The following is a 17818-nucleotide window of genomic DNA, read 5'->3' on the forward strand; positions in this document are numbered from 1 at the left end:
CCTGGGGCTCCCTGCGGCGAGCCACGGTGAGCCCGCTCTGGGCCTAGGAGCGTACTCCGTACGCGGCCTCAGGTTTCTCACCCTCCTGACACCTGGGCGTACCCGGCAGCGGAACGGGACTGGCCTCGACGCTTCCAGCCCAGGCCCAGCAGGACCAGCAGGCCGGCCAGGATCCGGGTGGGCAGGAGGGCTCCGGGCCCCACGCCCGACACGGTGAAGATGAAGGGATCCTCCAGGATCGAGTGGCACGCCCCCAGGAAGAGGAAGAGCTCCCAACCCTCCCGCCGGTTCAGCTTCCCCCGCTGGAACCGCTCGATCATCACCCCGGCACCGTAGATGAGCCCCAGGAAGAGGCCCGTGAGGAGCGGAAAGGCGGCCTCGCCCGTCCACCCCACCCGTCGCATCCAGGGCGTGGTGGCGATCGACCAGCGCTCGAGCCAGCCCGAGTGCTCCAGGAGCTGGATCAGAAGGGTCAGAGGGGCGAGGATGGCCACCAGCAGGAGCAGCGTCTCACCCAGGGCCCCGAGAGAGTGGAGCAACACGGGCCCGAAGCCCTGGACGGCCGGCGTCGCGGGGGCGACCGCGCCGGCAGTAGCGACGCCGGCAGCCTCGGTGGCAGCGACGTCTCCTGCCGCTCCGCCCTCACCCAGCCGCGCCAGCGGCGCCAGCAGCGGCGCGGCCGCGGCTGCGACCACCCCCATCGCGACCCGGGCGGCCGCGTGGCGCCAGCCGCTCACCCCGCCCTGGTGGGCCACCGCCGCCTCCATGGGCAGCGCGTGGGCGAATTGGAGGAAGAGGGCCACGGGCAGCGCCTCGGCCGGCGTGAGCCCCAGGGAGGCCATGGAGCCGATGGCCGCGTACAGGCCGGCGAAGGCGCCCACCAGGAGGGCGATGGCCGCCCTGGGTCCGATGCCCACCAGGGCCAGCGGGGCACCCAGCCACCTTCCGGCCTCCTCGATCCACCCCGACGCCTCCAGCAGCGAGATCAGCAGGAAGATCGGCACCATCACCCTCAGCAGCACCGCCAGCGTGTGGGTGAGCCGCCCCCACCAGCCTCGAAGGAAAGCCCCGGCCCCGTCCCGCGTCATCGACCCACGCTCCTCAGCAAGAGGGTGGTGAGGGCGGGAATCTGGGCCTGGAGCACCTCAGGGCCCGCCTTCTCGTCCAGCACCCAGCGGAGCAAGAGCTCGTTCAGCGCCCCAAACCAGACGGTCGCAGCCAGGGCCGTGTCCTGGGGTTCCAGGTCCCCCTCGGCCACGGCCTGGTCCAGGTAGCGCTGCACCAGGCCGGTGAAGCGCTCGTGCACCGCCAGCACCCGCTGGGCGAAGGGCGGCCCCAGGCCCACCGCGTCCACCAGGAAGATCTTGGCCAGCTTCCGGTGGCGGGAGAGGGTCTCGAGGGCCACCTCCACCGCGGCGGTCACCCGGTGCACCGCGCCGCGGCGCTCGCCGATGGCCTGATCGATGCGCCGCTCCAGGAGGCCTGCGAACTCCTCCACCACCGCGAAGAAGATGGACTCCTTGCTGGGGAAGTGGAAGTAGATGGCGCCCTTGGAGGTGCCGGACTCCCGGACGATCTCGTCCACGGCCGCCTGATGGTATCCCAACCGGGAGAAGACGTCCACCGCCGCGTCCAGGATCCGCCGGCGGGTGGCGGCCTTGGCCTCCTCGGCCCGGGGCGAAGGGCTCACGGGCGTCGCCGGGTGCCCACCGGGCGCGCCCGGCCCCCCGCGGGCTCGCGGTCCCGTTCCGGCACCCGCAACCGGCCCGCCTCCGGGCCCTGCTCCGGCTTCCGGCCCTGGTGGACGCAGGCGATGCCGCCCGTCAGGTTCGTGTAGCGGACCGCCTCGAGGCCGGCCCGCCGGAGGATGCCCGCCAGCCCCTCCTGGTCCGGGAAGTGGGTGAGGGACTCGGGGAGCCACTGGTAGGGCGCCGGAGCGTCCCCGGGCGCCAGACGGTTCGCCCACGCCCCCATCAGCGGGACGACGTGGCGGAAGTAGGCCAGGTAAGGGATCCGCAGCATCGGGTTGGGGGGGTGCGAGAGCTCCAGGCAGACCACCTCGCCCCCAGGTTTCAGGACCCGGACCATCTCCCGGAAGGCCTGCTCCACGTCGGCCACGTTCCGCATGCCGAAGCCGGTGACGATGCGGTCGAAGCTCCCGTCCTGGAAGGGCAGGGCCAGGGCGTCGCCCTCCACCCAGCGGATCGGAGCCAGGGCGGAGGCGGCCCCGTTGAGGGCCGTCGCCTTGTGGCGCGCCACCTCGAGCATCCCCGCGGAGAAGTCCAGGCCCACCACCTCGCCCCCGGGCCCCACGGCCCGGGCGGCCATGAAGGTGAGGTCGCCGGTGCCGCAGCAGACGTCGAGCACCTGCTCGCCGTCGCGGAAGCCCGCCACGCGCCGGAAGACGCGCTGCCAGTAACGCCAGACGCCAGCGGTCATGATCAGGTTCATCCGGTCGTAGCGCCGGGCGATGCCGTCGAAGAGATCCTGGACGTACTCCGCCTTCTCCACCGTCAAGACGCCCCCATGCCGGACCTTATACCGCACGCCGTCGCCGAATCCTGCCCGCGCCCGGGGGCGGGGGCGCACCGGGGGCGGGCGTCATGGGCCCGAAGCCTTCGCCCAGCACCTCGTGGACGTCGTGAAGGACCAGGAAGGCCCTGGGATCGGTGCGGGAGACCAGCCCCTTGAGCTGGGCCACCTCGGACCGGGAGACGATGACCAGCAGCACCTCCCGGTGCTCGCCCGTGTAGAGCCCCGTCCCGTGCAGGGCGGTTCCGCCCCGCTCCAGCTCCTCCAGCACCGCCCGCCCGATCTCCTCGGCCCGGCTCGAGATGATGTAGGCCGCCTTTGCGTAGCTCTGGCCCTCCTGGACCAGGTCGATGGCCTTGCCGGTGAGGAAGACGGCCAGGAGCGCGTAGAGGGCCAGCTCGGGCGAGAAGGCCAGGGCCGCCGCGACGATCACCAGGCCATCGGCCAGGAGCAACGCCCGCCCGGTGCTGAAGGCGGTGAAGTGGGCGGTGATCCGGGCGGCCATGTCGGTGCCACCGGTGGAGCCGCCCGCCCGGAAGGAGAGGCCCATCCCCGCCCCGGCCAGGATCCCGCCGTAGATGGCGGCGAGGAGCGGGTCGTGGGTGAGCGGTTCGACCCGCGTCGCCAGGAGGTCGGTCCAGAAGGAGAGGCTCACCGCCCCCACGACCGTCTTGATCCCGAACTCGCGACCCAGGAAGCGGAGGCTCGCGAGGAAGAGGGGGATGTTGATGGCCAGCATCACCACGCCCACGGGCCAGCCGAACCAGTGGTAGGTGATGGTCGCCAGGCCGCTCACCCCGCCGGCGGCGATCTGATTCGGCACCAGGAACCAGTCCAGGGCGAGGGCGGTGGCCACCGTGCCTACCACCACCCAGAGATAGGCCAGGAACCGGGGGACCACCCTCCGCACCCGCTCGCTCATGCCCGCTCCCCCTCTCCCCGCAGCCGCTCGGCCAGCACCGCCGCCACGAAGCGGGGCAGCGCGACCAGGCGGCGCAGGCGCCGCGGCTCCAGGACCGTGCGGTAGAGCCACTCCAAGCCGAGCCACTGAACCCAGCCCGGCGCCCTGGGCTTCCGGCCGGCCCAGACGTCGAGCACGCCTCCGACCCCCAGCATCACCCGGGCGGGGGATGCAGCCTCCCCGGTCGCCCGGAGCCGGTCGATCCAGAGCTCCTGCCGGGGCGCGCCCAGACCCACCAGCACCAGGTGCGGCTGGGCCTGGCGGAGGCGCTCCAGGGCCGCGGCCTCTTCCCCCTCCCGCAGGTAGCCGTGCTCGGTCCCCACCACCTGCAAACCCGGCCACCGCTCGCGCAGCCGGGCGGCCGCCGACTGCGCCACACCGGGCTCTCCACCCCACAGGAAGAGACGCCAGCCGTACCGGGCGGCCTCCCCGCAGAGCCGCTCGGCCAGGTCCGCCCCGGCGACCCTGCCGGGCAGGGCGTGCCCCAGGAACCGGGCGCCCCATACCAGGCCGACGCCGTCGGCCAGGGTCAGGTCCGCCCGGGCCAAGACCGCCCGCAACGCCTCCCCGCCCTCCCCGGGTGCCTGCGCGTGCATGGCCAGCTCGGGGTTGCAGGTGACCACCTGCCGGCCCCCCTCCTGCATGGGCCCCTGGCACCAGCCGGCCACGATGGCCGTCGCCTGCTCCAGGGTCACCGGGTCCACCGGCACGCCCAGCACGTGGAACCGGCGGGCCCTCCAGCCCCCGGCCGCGGTCGCCGGCGCGCTCTGGCCCGACAGGAGCTCCGACGCCCGGCGGGCCAGCGCGGCCAGGCCCGCCTCCGCCCGCTCGCGCAGCCGGGCCACGGCCTCCGGAGAGGCCGCCCGTCCCTCCTCGAGGAGGCGCTCCACGGCCGCACCCACCTCCCCGGGTCCCAGCGGGGGCGCCAGGCACTGGTCCGGCACGCCCAGCTCGGCCGCCAGCTGGGTGAGCTTGGGATCCACGGCCAGCGCCAGGGCCGGGCGGCTGGCGAGGGCCGCGAAGGCGACGGCGTGGTACCGGGCTGAGACCACAGCTCGGAGCCCCCTGAAGGCGGCAAGCCACTCGGAGAGGGTGGCCCCCGCCCAGGCGTCCGGGTCCTCCAGCTCGACGCCCGGCACCCGCGCCACCAGCCCTTCGGCCCAGGCCCGCTCCCGCTCCGGCTGGAAGGCTATCAGCTTCACGGGGATGCCCCGGACCGCCGCCGCCCCCGCCACGGACCGCAGGAGGGCGGCATCACGCTCCAGCCCCTCGTGCCCTTCGGAGGGCCGCAGCACCACGCCCAGGGCCCCCCCGCCTTCCGTCGAGGGTTCCGTCCCTGGGCCCACCGCCTCCGGGGGGCTCCAGACCGCGAAGACCGGATCCGCCGTCACCTGAACCCCGCGCAGCCCCAAGTCTTCCAGCAGCGCGCGGGAGGCGCCGTCGCGCACCCAGATGGTGGCCCCATCCAGGGCGGCTCGGGTCAGGCGCAGGCTCCCCCGCCGCCAGAGCGGCCCCACCCCCTGGGCGAAGACCACCCTCGGCACGCCGCGGGCCCGCGCCCAGAGGAGCAGGGCCAGGTAGTAGAGGAGGCTCCGGCGGCTGGTCCGCTCCTGCAGGAGCCCCCCGCCCCCACTCACCAGCAGCCCGGCCCAGCCGGCCTCCGCCAGGGCGCGGACCGGAGCCCGCGAAACGGTCACCTGCTCAGCCTCCTGAGGGGAGACCACGCCGATCCGGGCCAGGCGCTGCGCCGTCGCGGCCGGGTCCGCGGAGAGCACCCGCAGCGGGACGCCCGGCGCGCCCGAACGGAGCGCCGCTGCCACCACCTCGAGGATGGCCTCGTCGCCGGTGTTGCCGAACCCGTAGTACCCCGAAAGGACCACGGGGCTCATCGCGTCCCCCGCCCCGGCTCGCCGCCCCCCGCACCGGCTGCCCCTGGGGTGCGGTCCCCCACCCGGCCGAGCCTCCAGCGCACCGCCACCGCCAGGAAGAGGCCCAGCACCAGGCCTCCCACCCAGCCATAGGCGATCCGCTGCAGGGTGAAGAGGAGAGGCTGGTGCACGTGGGCAAGGCTGTTCACCAGCGAGAGCTGCCCTACGGACCCCCCCACCACCAGCCCCGTACCCACCAGCCAGGCGACGGGTCCGGGACCGGCTTCACCCGGGGCGCCCCCCGGAACACCCCCAGACCCCGGGGCCGGCCCGCGCACCGTTGGACCCGGTCCGGCCAGGACCGCCAGCCCCGCGACCAGGCTGGCGTGACCGAAGAGCTCCTTGAAGCGGGGGCGGGCGCCGAGGACGGCCTCGATCCAGTCCCGCAGGTGCCGCTCCCAGGCGGGAACGGGCACCAGCTCGTTACCCGTGCGCCCCAGGTAGTAGATGCCGACCGCGGCGACCAGGAGCGCAGCCAGGGCCGCGAGCCCGGCGCCGGCCCAGGAGAGCCCGCCCCGCTGGGGCGCCGTCACGGTTCCGGGGTGCCCGGCTCGCCCCCATGCCTGGGAGACGAAGGCACGGAGCGGTGCCGGCAGCAGCACCGCGCCCACCAGCAAGGGAGGGAGCAGGTGCATCGCCTTCACCCCCCTGAAGACGTCGAGCCGGAGGAGGAAGGAGCGGTCGGAAAGGAGGCCGGCCACCAGCAGCCCTCCCGCCAGGGAGAGGAGCGTGGCCCGGACCAGCCCGGGCAGCGGCCGGTTGACACCCGCCGCCGGTGATCCGCCCGGGAGCCGGAGGGAGAGCACGGCCCAGGTCGGGAAGACCACGGCCGCGACGAAGGCAGCCAGCGCTGCGCCTGAGGCGCCCGGACCGTCCCCCGGGCCGGGCGTCAGGCTCGGAACGAGGGCGACGAGGCCCAGGACCAGGGAGGTCCCCACGAGCCCCGGAAGCGCCGCCCAGCTCGGTCCCCTGGCCCAGCGCAGGGCGTTCCCGAACCCCAGGGAACCGGGCAGGAGGCGTACCGTCAGGAAGAGGGCCGCCCCCACCGCGGCACCCACGAGGAAGCGCTGGAGCCCGCTCGCGCCGAAGGGGGGCAGGACCGGGGCTCCTCCCAGCCGGAAGCCATCGGCCCGCAACCGCTCGGCCGCCGCCTCCACGTAGCCCAGGTCCGGCGAGCCGTCGGGACCAGGCAGCACCGGAAGGACCAGCGCCCGCACCTGCCGCTCCCGCACCGCCCGCACGTAGCGGGCGAGACGGGCCTCGAAGGCGCCGGCGCCCTGATACTCGGTCCAGTCGGCCGGGGGGATCCGATGGACCACCACGCTCCGGCCCGGGTCCTTCCGGGCAAGGAGGGTCCAGAAGGGGCTTCCCTCCAGCTCGACGAGGGCGATGAGCGGGCCGCCCCCGAGCCGCGTGCTCTCATCGCCTTGGTTGGGCCCGTCCGCTCCCCCACCCGAGACGCCCCCCGCCAGGAGGACCTCCAGGCCCGCCCGGCGCGACCGTTCCAGGCCCTCGTCCAGCTCGGGCAGGGTCGGCGTGTGACTCCAGAAGAGGAAGACCGGAAAGCCTGACGCACGCACGGCGTCCAACGAAAGGGGATCGTCCAGCCGTTCGGCGGGCAGGAGCAGCGTGCTCACCCCCCGCTCGCGCAGGGCGGGCCCCAGGCTGGGTAGGGCTGTGCTCCAGGAGGCACCGGGCAGCTCGGCCACCAGCGCGACCTGCCGGTACCCCGCCTCCACGCGCGCCCGCTGAACCAGGACGGGCAACGCTGCCACGAGCCCCAGCGCCAGCAGCGCTGCGGCCAGCCACTCCAGCCGGGGAGAGTCCGGTCTCCGCCCCGATGCGAACGCCCCGGCGCGAGCCGGGGGACCGGTCGCCTCAGACCTCACCCTCCCGGCCCTCCTTCCGGTTCAGGGCCTCGCTGCTCCCCGTGGCCACCAGCCAGCCGTCCCCCATGGTGAGGTCGTCGAGCCCGATCTCCACCGGCAGCTGCTCCACGTCCACGGGGAAGACGAGCTCCTCGCCCAGCACCCGAAGCAGCGGCTGGGGCAACTCCGCCTCCCGCACCGAGACCCGCTCGGGTTGGAAGCGGATGTGGGCCGGACCCTCCAGGAGCAGGCGGCCCTCCACCCGCACCGGCAGCACCGGGCCCAGGAAGCTGCCCTCCAGGGCTGCGCCCTCCTGGGCCAGGCGGATGCTGAAGCGGCGGGAGGGGTCCACCTTCGTCCAGAGGTACTGGTTGAGGCCTTCCTCAGTCAGCACCAGCCGGGCCCGGGCCTCGCCCTGCCCGCCGGTCGCGAAGCGGCCCTGGAGGAGGGAGGGCACGTCCACCCAGAGGTCGCTCACGTCGGCCAGGAGGGTGTCCACGGCCAGATCGTCCAGATGGATCGCGCGGGCGTCCACCCGCAGCCGGTCCACCCGGCCCACCAAGAGCTCCAGGGCAGGCATGCTGCTCACCCGGACGATCACCGGGCCCTCGGCCTTCAGGTCCGAGCGCAGGAGCCGGCCCAGGAGCGCCCCCGTCGCCGGCGGCAGGAGCACCTGGGCTGCGAGCCCCAGCGCGAGGACGAGGCCGGTGATCCGGGCCGCCCGGCGCACCGCCCCCCGGTTCATGCCCGTCCCCTGCTGCGCAGGTAGGCCTGAATGAAGAGGTCCAGGTCGCCGTCCATCACCGCCTGGACGTTGCCCGTCTCGGCCCCGGTGCGGTGGTCCTTCACCATCGTGTAGGGGGCGAAGACGTAGGAGCGGATCTGGTTGCCCCAGGCGATCTCGCCCTGCTGGCCCCGGAGCTCGTCGAGCTTCTGGCGCTGCTCCTCGAGCTTGAGCGCGAGGAGGCGGGCCTTCAGGATCTTCATGGCCGCCTCCCGGTTGGAGTGCTGCGAGCGCTCCGTCTGGCAGGTGACCACCAGGCCCGTGGGCAGGTGGGTGATGCGGATGGCGGACTCGGTCTTGTTGACGTACTGGCCGCCCGCGCCGCTGGCCCGGTAGGTGTCGATCTTCAGCTCCTCGGGGCGCACCTCCACCTCATTCGCCTCCTGCACGTCGGGGAGGACGTCGACGGAGGCGAAGGAGGTGTGCCGGCGGCCGGAGGCGTCGAAGGGCGAGATGCGCACCAGCCGGTGGACGCCCTTCTCGGCCTTCAGGTAGCCGTACGCGTTCTTACCCCGGATGGAGAGGGTGGCGCTCTTGAGGCCCGCCTCGTCGCCGGGGAGCAGGTCCAGGAGCTCGGCCTGGTACCCGCCCTCCTCCGCCCAGCGGGTATACATGCGCAGGAGCATCTGCGCCCAGTCCTGCGACTCGGTGCCGCCGGCGCCGGGGTGGATGGAGAGGATCGCGTCCTGCCCGTCGTACGGGCCCGAGAGCAGGGTCGCAAGCTCCATGCGGTCCACGGCCTGCTCGAGGGCGACCAGGTCGCGGGCGGCCTCCCGGGCGCTCTCCGCGTCGTGCTCCTCCAGGGCCAGGTCCAAGAGGACGGCCACGTCGTCGGCGCGGCGGCCGAGGGCCTCCCAGTCGCGCACCTGCTCGCGGATGCGGCTCGCCTCGGTGACTACCTTCTGCGCAGCCTGGGGATCGTCCCAGAAGCCGGGCTGGGCCATGGTGGCCTCCAGCTCGTCCGCCCGCCGCTTCAGGCCTTCAACGTCAAAGGTACTGCCCCATTTCGTCGATGCGTCGCCGCACGTCCTTCAGGCGGCCCTGCAGCTCCGGTTGCTCCAGGTGCAGATCAAACGCCACGTGCGCTCCCCCTTCCCCGTCTTGCTCCCCATCCGGCTTTCCGCGGCCCGCCCTTCCTGCGCCGGCGGGCTCGGAAGGGCGAAGGCCCGGTGCCTCAGCCCTCGGCGGCCCGGCCCGGGGCCCCGTGGCACTTCTTGTACTTCTTGCCGCTGCCGCAGGGGCACGGGTCGTTCCGGCCCACCTTCTGGACCCGGCGGGGCTGCACGGGGGCCGGGCGGGCCGGGCCGCCGGGGCCTCCCCCGGCCGCCGGGGCCGCTCCGGGCGCACCGCCCCCCGCCGCCCGCCGCTGCCCACTCGACATGACCGCGAGCGGCGGGTGTTCGGCCCGGGCCCGGTCCAGCGCCCGGGGCCGGCGGGCCCAGGGAGCGGCGGTTCCCGGCTGGGCGACGGGCTCTACCTTGAAGAGGTAGGCCACCGTGTCCTCCTGGATCGAGTCGACCATCTGCTGGAACATGGCAAAGCCCTCGCGCCGGTACTCGATGAGCGGGTGCTGCTGGCCCAAGGCCCGCAGGCCGATGCCCTCCCGCAGGTCGTCCATGTTGCGCAGGTGGTCCATCCACTTGCTATCCACCATGCGGAGGAGCAGGAAGCGCTCCAGCTCCCGCATGGTCGCCTCGCCCAGCTCCTCGGTTCGCTTCCGGTAGGCCGCCTGGGCGGCCTCGGTGAGGCGCTCGGCCAGCTCTTCCCGGTTCTCCGCCGCCAGGAGCTCGTCGGGCACCGCCACCCGCCGGTTGAAGATCTCCAGGTAGCGCTCGCGCAGGCTCTGCAGGTCCCACTCCTCGGGGTGGACCTTCTCGGGCGCGTACTCCTCCACCAGGCGCTTCACCGCATCGGTGACGAACTGGAGGATGGTCTCCTCCAGGCTCTCGCCCATGAGCACCTTGCGCCGCTGCTCGTAGATGAGCTCCCGCTGCTGGTTGAGCACGTCGTCGTACTCCAGCACCTGCTTGCGGATCTCAAAGTGGCGCGACTCCACCTTCTTCTGCGCGTTCTCCAGGGCCCGGCTCACCTGCCGGTGTTCGATGGGCACGTCGTCCTCCCAGCCCAGGCGCTCCATCAGCCCGCTGATCCGCTCGCTGCCGAAGAGGCGCATCAGGTCGTCCTCGAGGGAGACGTAGAAGCGGGAGGAGCCCGGGTCGCCCTGGCGGCCGGACCGGCCCCGGAGCTGGTTGTCGATGCGGCGCGACTCGTGGCGCTCGGTGCCGATGATGTGGAGCCCGCCCAGCTCCACCACCCGGCGGTGCTCCTCGTCGGTCTGGCGCTTGATCTCCTCGTACATGCGCCCGTAGACCTCGCGGGCCTTGGCCACGTCGGGGTCGTCTACGGGTCCCTTCTCAGCCGCGAGGGCGATCATCTCGGGTTCGTAGCCGTGCCGGCGCATCTCCTGGCGGGCCAGGAAGTCGGGGTTGCCGCCCAGCATGATGTCGGTGCCGCGCCCGGCCATGTTGGTGGCGATGGTGACGGCTCCCAGGCGGCCGGCCTGGGCGACGATCTCGGCTTCCTTCTCGTGGTACTTGGCGTTCAACACCTGGTGCGGCACGCCCCGCCGCTTGAGCATGGCCGACAGCCGCTCGGACTTCTCTATGGAGATGGTACCCACCAGCACCGGCTGGCCCGTCTCGTGCATCTCCGCGATCTCCTCGACCACGGCCTCGAACTTGGCCTTCTCGGTCTTGTAGACCGCGTCGGGGTGGTCCTCCCGGATCATGGCCGCGTTGGTGGGGATCACCACCACGTCCATGCCGTAGATCTTCATGAACTCTTCCTCTTCGGTCTTGGCCGTGCCCGTCATGCCGGCGAGCTTCCGGTACATGCGGAAATAGTTCTGGAAGGTGATGGAGGCCAGGGTCTGGCTCTCCTGCTGGATCTTCACCTTCTCCTTGGCTTCGATGGCCTGGTGGAGGCCGTCCGAGTAGCGCCGGCCGAACATGAGGCGGCCGGTGAACTCGTCGACGATGATGACCTCGCCGTCCTTCACCACGTAGTCGCGGTCGCGCTTGAAGAGGGCGTGCGCCTTCAGCGCCTGCTGGAGGTAGTGGGAGAGCTCCCAGTGGACGTCGTCGAAGAGGTTCTCGACGCCCAGCTCCTTCTCCACCTTGGCCGTGCCCGCCTCGGTGAGGCCCACGGTGCGGGCCTTCTCGTCCACGGTGTAGTCCTCTTCCCGCTTGAGCCGGGGCACCAGTTGGGCGAAGCGGTAGTACCACTCGGGCGATTCGTCCGAGGGGCCCGAGATGATCAGCGGCGTGCGGGCCTCGTCGATGAGGATGGAGTCCACCTCGTCGACGATGGCGTACTCGAGCCCCCGCTGCACCATCTGCTCCTGGCGGAGCACCATGTTGTCCCGGAGGTAGTCGAAGCCGAACTCGTTGTTGGTGCCGTAGGTGATGTCGCAGCCGTAGGCCTGGCGGCGGGCCGCGAAGTCCAGGCCGTGGAGGATGGTGCCCACCGAGAGCCCCAGGAACCGGTAGATGGCGCCCATCCACTCGGCGTCGCGCCGGGCCAGGTAGTCGTTGACCGTCACCACGTGGACGCCCTTGCCCGCCAGGGCGTTGAGGTACACGGGGAGCGTGGCAGCGAGGGTCTTGCCTTCGCCGGTCTTCATCTCGGCGATGCGGCCTTCGTGGAGCACGATGCCGCCCATGAGCTGCACGTCGAAGGGGCGCATGCCCAGGACGCGCCGGGACGCCTCCCGGACCACCGCGAAGGCCTCGGGGAGGAGGTCGTCGAGGGACGCTCCCTGCTCCAGGCGCTGGCGGAACTCGCCCGTCTTGGCCTGCAGCTCCGCGTCGCTCAGCCCGGACACCTCGGGCTCCAGGGCGTTGATCTGCTCCACCCTGGGCCTGAGCCGCCGGATCTCCTTCTCGTTGCTGTCGAAGAGCTTGCTCAGCTGTTCGAGCACGCAACTCGCCACCTTTCCGCCAGGCCCGGGGGCCTGCGCCTGGCCTCCCATCGGAAGCCGCCACGAAGAAAAAGGCCGCTCGCCCCCGGGCGTGGCCGGCCGACGCGTATTATACCATGCCGGGAAAGGGCCGAACAACCGCGGGAGCCGGAGCGAACGGTCCGAAGGGCGGCCCGGCGCCTGCGCGCTGCCGCCAGGGGAGCCCATCGGTGCCAGCCTGTCCAAGGGGACCCGGCGCGGCCAGGAGGCGGAAAGGGGGATCAGGCGGGCTCGGTGCGGCGGCGGGGCACCATGGCCCGCTGCATCAGCAGGAAGATGCCCACCCCGATGAGGACGTCGCCCAGGCTGAAGATGACGGGGCGCGGGTAGGGGGGCGGCAGGGTCATCCAGTCCCCCAGGAAAGCGAGGCGGGTGGAGGCGCCGGTGAGCTGGTGGAAGAGCTCCGCCCCGGCCTCCATGCGGCTCACGGCCCGGGCGCCCCCCAGCCGGAGGACCGCCTCGGTGAGCACCGGCATCTTGCCCCCGTTGGCCGCGATGACCAGGAAGTTGGAGAAGACCCCGGCGCCCATCACCAGCAGTTCCGGCTTCTCCCGGTTCATCCAGAACGCACCCAGGAGCAGGACGAAGCTGAGGAGGTAGATGTAGGGCGCGTAGGCCGCGACCCCGCTCAACCCTCGGCCCGCCGCCGCCCCGAAGGCGAACTGGAGGAGGAAGGCGGCCAGGATGGCCGGGATCCAGCGGAGCTCCAGATCCGCCACGTTTCGGATCCGCCCGCCCCGCAGCCAACCGGCGAGGATGCCGAGAACCATGAAGTCGAGGAGCATGGGTGACCTCCCGTGCGCTGTTGCTAGTTACGGCCGGGGCCGTCATTCGATCCGGGCGCGGGGCGGGCGAACCCCTCTACCCCGGGTGTCCCTCCGCCGGCGCGGCCCGGGGGGCCGGGGCGGCCTCGGCCTTGGGCACCAGGATGCCCTTGGCGGGCAACACCTGGTCCAGGAAGACGTCCACGATGCGGGGATCGAACTGCGTGCCCCGCCCCGCCCGGATCTGCCGGGCGGCGTACTCGTGTGAGTAGGCCGGCCGGTAGGCCCGATCGATCACCATCGCGTCCCACGCGTCCGCCACCGCGAGAATCCGGGCCCCGAGCGGAATCTGCGCGCCGGCGATGCCGCGAGGATAGCCGCCGCCGTCGTATCGTTCGTGGTGGTAACGAACGATCTGCTGCACCTCGCGCAGGAAGCCGATGGGGCGGATCATCTGGGCGCCCCGTTCGGGGTGCTCCTGCATCCGGGCATACTCGGCGTTGTTGAGCGAACCGCCCTTGAACAGGATGTCGTCGCCCACGGTCATCTTGCCGATGTCGTGCAGCAACGCGGCCGACTCGATCACCTGCTGTTCCGGTTCGGGCAAGCCAAGGACCTCCGTGATCGCCTTCGCCAGCTCCGCGACCCGCGTCGAGTGACCATGGGTGTAGGGGTCTCGGGCATCGAGGACCTCGGAGAGGATGCGCATGGTTTCGATGTGGGCTTCGCGCAACTCGGCGTTCTGGCGCACGGTGAAGCGAACGGCCACGAGAGACAGAAGCAGGAGCGCGATCCCCACGAGCCCGAGGGGAGTAAGGTAGACGTAGTACATGAGGATACCGAGGGTTGCGGTGATCGCGTAACTCAGCAGCGACCACCGAACATCGATCGTAAACGTGGATCGAAATCCTGACCAAAAAGAAGGCGAACGCGTTGCAATGAACGCATCCACGAAGGCCGTGTTCGTAGCAAACGTGACCACCACGGCCACAACGAAAAGAGGAAGTAACGATGCGAGGTTCCCTGGATTTGGCGGAACACCGCCGAGCCATGCTAGGACTGTACCAGTGGCCAAGACACTAAGATACATCTGTCCTACGTTGTAAATGAAGTTGAGGGGCGGGTAGTGTCTACGGATTCCCTCCACCCCAGCAACAGCTGCAACGACGACGGCCGAGGGCAAAGGCCCTAGAATCATGAGGCTTGCTAGGAAAACCGTGAACGATAGGGAGAGATGTGCCTTTAGTTGCGGAACAGGTACATTGTCCGACTCGGCGAGCCACGCCATACCGAAGAGGGCGAAGAGATGGACGAGATTCCAGTTAGATGGATAGTGCACCGCTGGCCATGTGAGACTGGTCAACGCCAGATACAGTAGCCCGGTGAGAGTGAGTCGTCTTCGAGTCTTGACATCGACCGCCACGTGAAACTCCCCCCGAAAAACCGGCACCGTCGATTGATCACGCGTCGGGGTCGATAGACTTAAGCGCCCCGCCGGCGAGCACCAAGCTAGCGAGCGTGGCCAGGATCAGCAGAAGACGGGCCTTCATGGCTCATCCCCCTTTGGCTGGGGCTGGTCCGCACCGCTTCGCTCGCGGCGGACCGCAAGTTCCGCTTCGCTTCCCCATAGGGGTTTGACGATGAGCCGTCCTCTTCCCCCGCGGCTACGTTGATGCTGCGATGGTGGTGCTTGGTTGACGGTGCCGGTAACGGCAAAACTCTTCACTTTTCATCGCTCCAGCCCCGACCCGGGTGACTCCGCCGGTCCCTGCCGACCGCCCATCGTGCGGCGGACCCCATCCGCGGCAGGCACCGTCTCCATTCGGTCGAGAGCCGAGCGTCGGCCTGGCGGTACAAAGCCCGCCGGCCAGGGGGGATGTCACACCAGCTCCTCTTCGAGATTGAACAAGATCAGCTTGCGGTTCAGGGCGTCCAGCACCGCCCGCACCGCCGCCTCCACCGGGTCACTCTGCACCAGGGCGCTCCCCACGAGGGACTCGGGCATCCTCCCGCGGACACTGAGCTGGACGGCGGCGACCACGGCCTCCGCATCGCCCATCTCCACGGCTAGAACGTCCTCCAGGGTGATGCGGCAGAGCCCCTCCATGAACTCCTGGATCGCCCGGATGACCGCCTCTGCCCCGAGCCGGATCCCGTTGGCTCCCTGGGCGCTCCCCTCGGACTCACCCTCGTAGAGGGCCTCGCCCTGCTGGAGCTGCACCCGGACCCGGATGGTCTTCTGGCGGTTCTCCACCAGGATCGAGTCGATCTGCAGCCTGGGCTCCTCGTCCGGGCCTCCTGCCGGGGCCTCCTCGGCCTCCACCTGCGCCACGCTGACGACGCGGTGGTCGATCTCAAGCCCGAACTGCGCCTGACAGAGGGAGACCACGTCTCGAACGATCTGCTTGGGCGTCCGCCCCGTGTGCGCGAGCACGTGGATCTCCTCGACCGCATCCCCGCCCGGCGTGAAGACGACACGGGCCGAAAGCGCTCCCCGCACCCTGGCGATCGCCTGTTCGAGCTCGTCCGGGTCGACCCGGCTCCCGGCCGGCGGATCCCCCATCTCGCCCACGGCGGAGTGCCCTCCCATCCTGGCGGGAACGGCCCGTATGGCGCCGTCGTGTCGGCCTGCTGGTATCAAATTCTAGGAACGGCTGGGAGTTCCTGCTTGTTCCTGAGCGCGGCGTCCATCAGGGCCCAGACACCCCCGGCTACCAGCGAGTGACCGCCCAGGAGGACGGGAATGGGCGCCTCCCGCGCCGCCCGGGTCAGCTCCTGGGTGAATGGGTCCTCGATCGCGTCTGGGAGAAGCAGGTCCGAGTAGAAACGGTCGGCCGCGGACGGGGTCGACCGCCGGTGGGCCCAGAGGACGCGGGTGTCGACAAAGGCCGCGTCGGCCAGGCGGGTCAGACGGTCGATGAAGCCGGCGGGCCCCACCTCGTCCACCAGGAACCCGATGAGGGAGGTCACTTCGCCCCGCGCCTCGCGCCCCAGGGCCTTCATGCCCCGCTCCTCGCTGAAGAGGCGGAGGCGGCAATGGGTCGTCTCGTCCAGGTAGGCGAAGAGCGGCCCGCCCACCCGGCCGAAGATCAGCACGTCGCTCTCCCGGGACATGAGGCGGTCCCGGGCAAGGCGGACGCGGTCCAGCTCGAGCCCCAGGCGGGCGAGTGCGGCCGCCGTGCGGCGTCCCACCCCCGGATGCACCGCCAGCACCATCAGGTCGCTGGGCGTGTCCACGTCGAAGTTGATCCCCAGGCTCCGGGGCAGGGGGCGATAGGGGAGCCCCGCCTCCTCCAGGGCCTGGGGAAGGAGGTTGTCGATGGGGGGGAGCTCCGCTTCCAGCACGCTCCGGGCCGGCGCGAAGGCGACCACGTCCGCCGAGTGGTAGTTGTTGGCGGCCACGAAGGGCTCGGACCGCTTCAGGAGGCTCGCGATCTGCCCCAGCTCCAGCGTGTGGGCCAGGGGGGCTGCGCCTCCACCCACGTACAGCACCGCGTCGAGGGCGTGGCGAAGGACCACGTCTCGCAGGGTCTTCCCGAAGTGGAAGGGCTCGCTTCCGGTCAGGTGCACGTGGGCACCCAGAGCCTCGGCGTGCCGAGCCATCTCGGGGCGATCGGTCACCAGGATCGACCGGTCCAGCGCGTGAATCCTGCGTGCCTGCTCGATCCGGTCCAGCACCATGCCCTCGCGCGCCTGCTGCATCATCCGCTCGGGCAGGCTGGCCGCCGGACCACCCTCGAAGATCACCAGCGCGGTCGTGCGCGTCGAAGGCTCCCTCGTTTCGTGGAACGGTCGTTATTGTGGAAGGCTGCCCGGGAGGGGCGGCTCCGGGGCTAGAGCTCCGGTTCGATCAACCCGTAGCCGCTGTCCCGCCGGCGGTAGACCACGTTGATGTCGCCCGTCTCGGCGTTGGCGAAGACGAAGAAGTCGTGATCCAGCATCTCCATCTGCATCACGGCCTCTTCCACCGACATCGGCCGCACGGGGAACCGCTTGGTGCGGACGATGCGATCCGGCTCGGGACCCTCGGCCTCGGGCTCCTCCACGGCGGCCTGCTGGGACGCGATCTGGCCCGCGCTGGGGCCGGTCTGCATCCGCCTCTGGATGCGCGTCCGGTACTTCTGGAACTGCCGCTCGATGCGGGCCACGGCCTCGTCCACCGCCCCGTGCATCTCCGCGCGCTTCCCCTCGCCGCGCAGGGTGAGCCCACCGAGCTGAAGGATGACCTCGGCGATCTGCGTGCCCTTCTCGGAGCGAAGGGTCACCTCGGCCAGGACGGCGTGGGAGCCGTCAAAGAAGCGAGCCAGCTTGCTGACCTTCTTCTGAGCATACTCCCGTGCGATGGGGGTCACACCCATGTTCTTGCCCTTGACCACGATCCGCATCGACCCTGTCTCGAGCACGCCGGACCCCTCCCCGCTACCGAATGCACACCCAGCCGCCTCGCGTTCCCCCGAGGTCGTGACTCTCTTCGGTCTCCCCCCGCTCGAACTCCTGCCGAACAGGCGACCTTGAAACAGTATAACCCACCTTCGGGGAAGGGAAGGCGCGCCCGCACCCGGTGGCACCTGGTGGTGCGCAAGAAAGAGGGACCCCCCGGTTGGGAGGTCCCTATCCAGTGAAGAGCGTTGTCTGGGGTCAGATCTTGGTGACGTTGGCCGCCTGAGGCCCGCGAGCACCCTCGACGATCTCGAACTCGACCTCTTGGCCCTCGTCGAGCGTCCGGAAACCCTCGTCCTGAATGGCGGAGTAGTGGACGAAGACGTCCGGACCGCCATCCCGCTCGATAAAGCCGTAGCCCTTCTCAGCGCTGAACCACTTGACCCTTCCGATCATGCTCGTGAAACTCCTCCTGTCGTGCCGAAACTACCCCGCCAAACCCTGCCAAGAGGCAAGTTCGAGAGGCAGGTACACTCTAGCACATCGCCCAGGGGGTGTCAAGCGATTGACACGCTTCTGAGCC

General features: G+C 71.1%; 15 protein-coding genes. All 15 read right to left on the bottom strand.

Annotated features, from left to right (window positions below; genetic code table 11):
* Nucleotides 1-77: 77 nt before the first annotated feature.
* The gene (locus LIP_RS13790) at nt 78-1088 is read right to left on the bottom strand and encodes a nucleoside recognition domain-containing protein (RefSeq protein WP_068139601.1); all 1011 of its coding nucleotides are present in this window, start codon (nt 1086-1088) and stop codon (nt 78-80) included.
* Nucleotides 1085-1690, bottom strand: coding sequence for a TetR/AcrR family transcriptional regulator (locus LIP_RS13795; RefSeq protein WP_068139603.1), 606 nt, complete (start codon nt 1688-1690; stop codon nt 1085-1087). Before LIP_RS13795 ends, LIP_RS13790 begins: the two co-directional genes overlap by 4 nt.
* Nucleotides 1687-2547 carry a bifunctional demethylmenaquinone methyltransferase/2-methoxy-6-polyprenyl-1,4-benzoquinol methylase UbiE gene (gene ubiE, locus LIP_RS13800; protein ID WP_198409559.1) on the bottom strand — a complete coding sequence of 287 codons (861 nt, stop codon included), beginning with the start codon at nt 2545-2547 and terminating at the stop codon, nt 1687-1689. The genes LIP_RS13795 and ubiE overlap by 4 nt, the downstream gene beginning before the upstream one ends.
* Complete coding sequence (locus tag LIP_RS13805) at nt 2537-3454, bottom strand: YitT family protein (RefSeq protein WP_082726358.1); 918 nt, start codon at nt 3452-3454, stop codon at nt 2537-2539. The genes ubiE and LIP_RS13805 overlap by 11 nt, the downstream gene beginning before the upstream one ends.
* Nucleotides 3451-5382, bottom strand: a complete 1932-nt coding sequence (locus LIP_RS18065; protein WP_082726359.1) for a WecB/TagA/CpsF family glycosyltransferase — start codon at nt 5380-5382, stop codon at nt 3451-3453. The genes LIP_RS13805 and LIP_RS18065 overlap by 4 nt, the downstream gene beginning before the upstream one ends.
* Nucleotides 5379-7310, bottom strand: coding sequence for a DUF5693 family protein (locus LIP_RS13815; protein ID WP_068139605.1), 1932 nt, complete (start codon nt 7308-7310; stop codon nt 5379-5381). The genes LIP_RS18065 and LIP_RS13815 overlap by 4 nt, the downstream gene beginning before the upstream one ends.
* Nucleotides 7300-8034 (bottom strand): LmeA family phospholipid-binding protein, encoded by a 735-nt coding sequence (locus LIP_RS13820; protein ID WP_068139607.1) that lies wholly within the window; start codon nt 8032-8034, stop codon nt 7300-7302. Before LIP_RS13820 ends, LIP_RS13815 begins: the two co-directional genes overlap by 11 nt.
* Nucleotides 8031-9078 (bottom strand): peptide chain release factor 2 gene (gene prfB, locus LIP_RS13825; RefSeq protein ID WP_198409805.1). Its coding sequence is split into 2 segments (ribosomal slippage): nt 8031-9062 and nt 9064-9078, totalling 1047 coding nucleotides; the frame shifts between segments, so codons are not numbered across the junction. The genes LIP_RS13820 and prfB overlap by 4 nt, the downstream gene beginning before the upstream one ends.
* Before the next feature lie 169 nt (nt 9079-9247).
* Nucleotides 9248-12052, bottom strand: coding sequence for a preprotein translocase subunit SecA (gene secA, locus LIP_RS13830; protein WP_068139612.1), 2805 nt, complete (start codon nt 12050-12052; stop codon nt 9248-9250).
* Nucleotides 12053-12312: 260 nt separating this feature from the next.
* On the bottom strand, nt 12313-12876 hold the full coding sequence (locus tag LIP_RS13835; RefSeq protein ID WP_068139616.1) for a DUF5317 domain-containing protein: 564 nt from the start codon (nt 12874-12876) through the stop codon (nt 12313-12315).
* A 76-nt stretch (nt 12877-12952) separates the two neighbouring features.
* Nucleotides 12953-13687: an HD-GYP domain-containing protein gene (locus tag LIP_RS19030; protein WP_068139619.1), complete on the bottom strand. Its 735-nt coding sequence runs from the start codon at nt 13685-13687 to the stop codon at nt 12953-12955.
* 1047 nt (nt 13688-14734) lie between these two features.
* A complete protein-coding gene (locus LIP_RS13845; RefSeq protein WP_068139623.1) occupies nt 14735-15427 on the bottom strand; it encodes a hypothetical protein in 693 nt (230 codons plus the stop codon).
* A gap of 65 nt (nt 15428-15492) precedes the next feature.
* Nucleotides 15493-16602: a hypothetical protein gene (locus LIP_RS13850; RefSeq protein ID WP_068139627.1), complete on the bottom strand. Its 1110-nt coding sequence runs from the start codon at nt 16600-16602 to the stop codon at nt 15493-15495.
* Between the two features lie 86 nt (nt 16603-16688).
* Nucleotides 16689-17258: a ribosome hibernation-promoting factor, HPF/YfiA family gene (gene hpf, locus LIP_RS13855; protein ID WP_068139631.1), complete on the bottom strand. Its 570-nt coding sequence runs from the start codon at nt 17256-17258 to the stop codon at nt 16689-16691.
* A 235-nt stretch (nt 17259-17493) separates the two neighbouring features.
* Complete coding sequence (locus tag LIP_RS13860) at nt 17494-17691, bottom strand: cold shock domain-containing protein (protein ID WP_068139635.1); 198 nt, start codon at nt 17689-17691, stop codon at nt 17494-17496.
* Nucleotides 17692-17818: the final 127 nt, after the last annotated feature.

The sequence above is a fragment of the Limnochorda pilosa genome (genome assembly GCF_001544015.1).
Classification (GTDB): domain Bacteria; phylum Bacillota; class Limnochordia; order Limnochordales; family Limnochordaceae; genus Limnochorda; species Limnochorda pilosa.

What these genes read in the sequence shown, in the direction of transcription:
- LIP_RS18065 (WP_082726359.1), bottom strand. Translation starts at nt 5,382, where the DNA reads ATGAGCCCCGTGGTCCTTTCGGGGTACTACGGGTTCGGCAACACCGGC.
- LIP_RS19030 (WP_068139619.1), bottom strand. Translation starts at nt 13,687, where the DNA reads ATGTACTACGTCTACCTTACTCCCCTCGGGCTCGTGGGGATCGCGCTC.
- LIP_RS13820 (WP_068139607.1), bottom strand. Translation starts at nt 8,034, where the DNA reads ATGAACCGGGGGGCGGTGCGCCGGGCGGCCCGGATCACCGGCCTCGTC.
- LIP_RS13790 (WP_068139601.1), bottom strand. Translation starts at nt 1,088, where the DNA reads ATGACGCGGGACGGGGCCGGGGCTTTCCTTCGAGGCTGGTGGGGGCGG.
- LIP_RS13835 (WP_068139616.1), bottom strand. Translation starts at nt 12,876, where the DNA reads ATGCTCCTCGACTTCATGGTTCTCGGCATCCTCGCCGGTTGGCTGCGG.
- LIP_RS13805 (WP_082726358.1), bottom strand. Translation starts at nt 3,454, where the DNA reads ATGAGCGAGCGGGTGCGGAGGGTGGTCCCCCGGTTCCTGGCCTATCTC.
- LIP_RS13860 (WP_068139635.1), bottom strand. Translation starts at nt 17,691, where the DNA reads ATGATCGGAAGGGTCAAGTGGTTCAGCGCTGAGAAGGGCTACGGCTTT.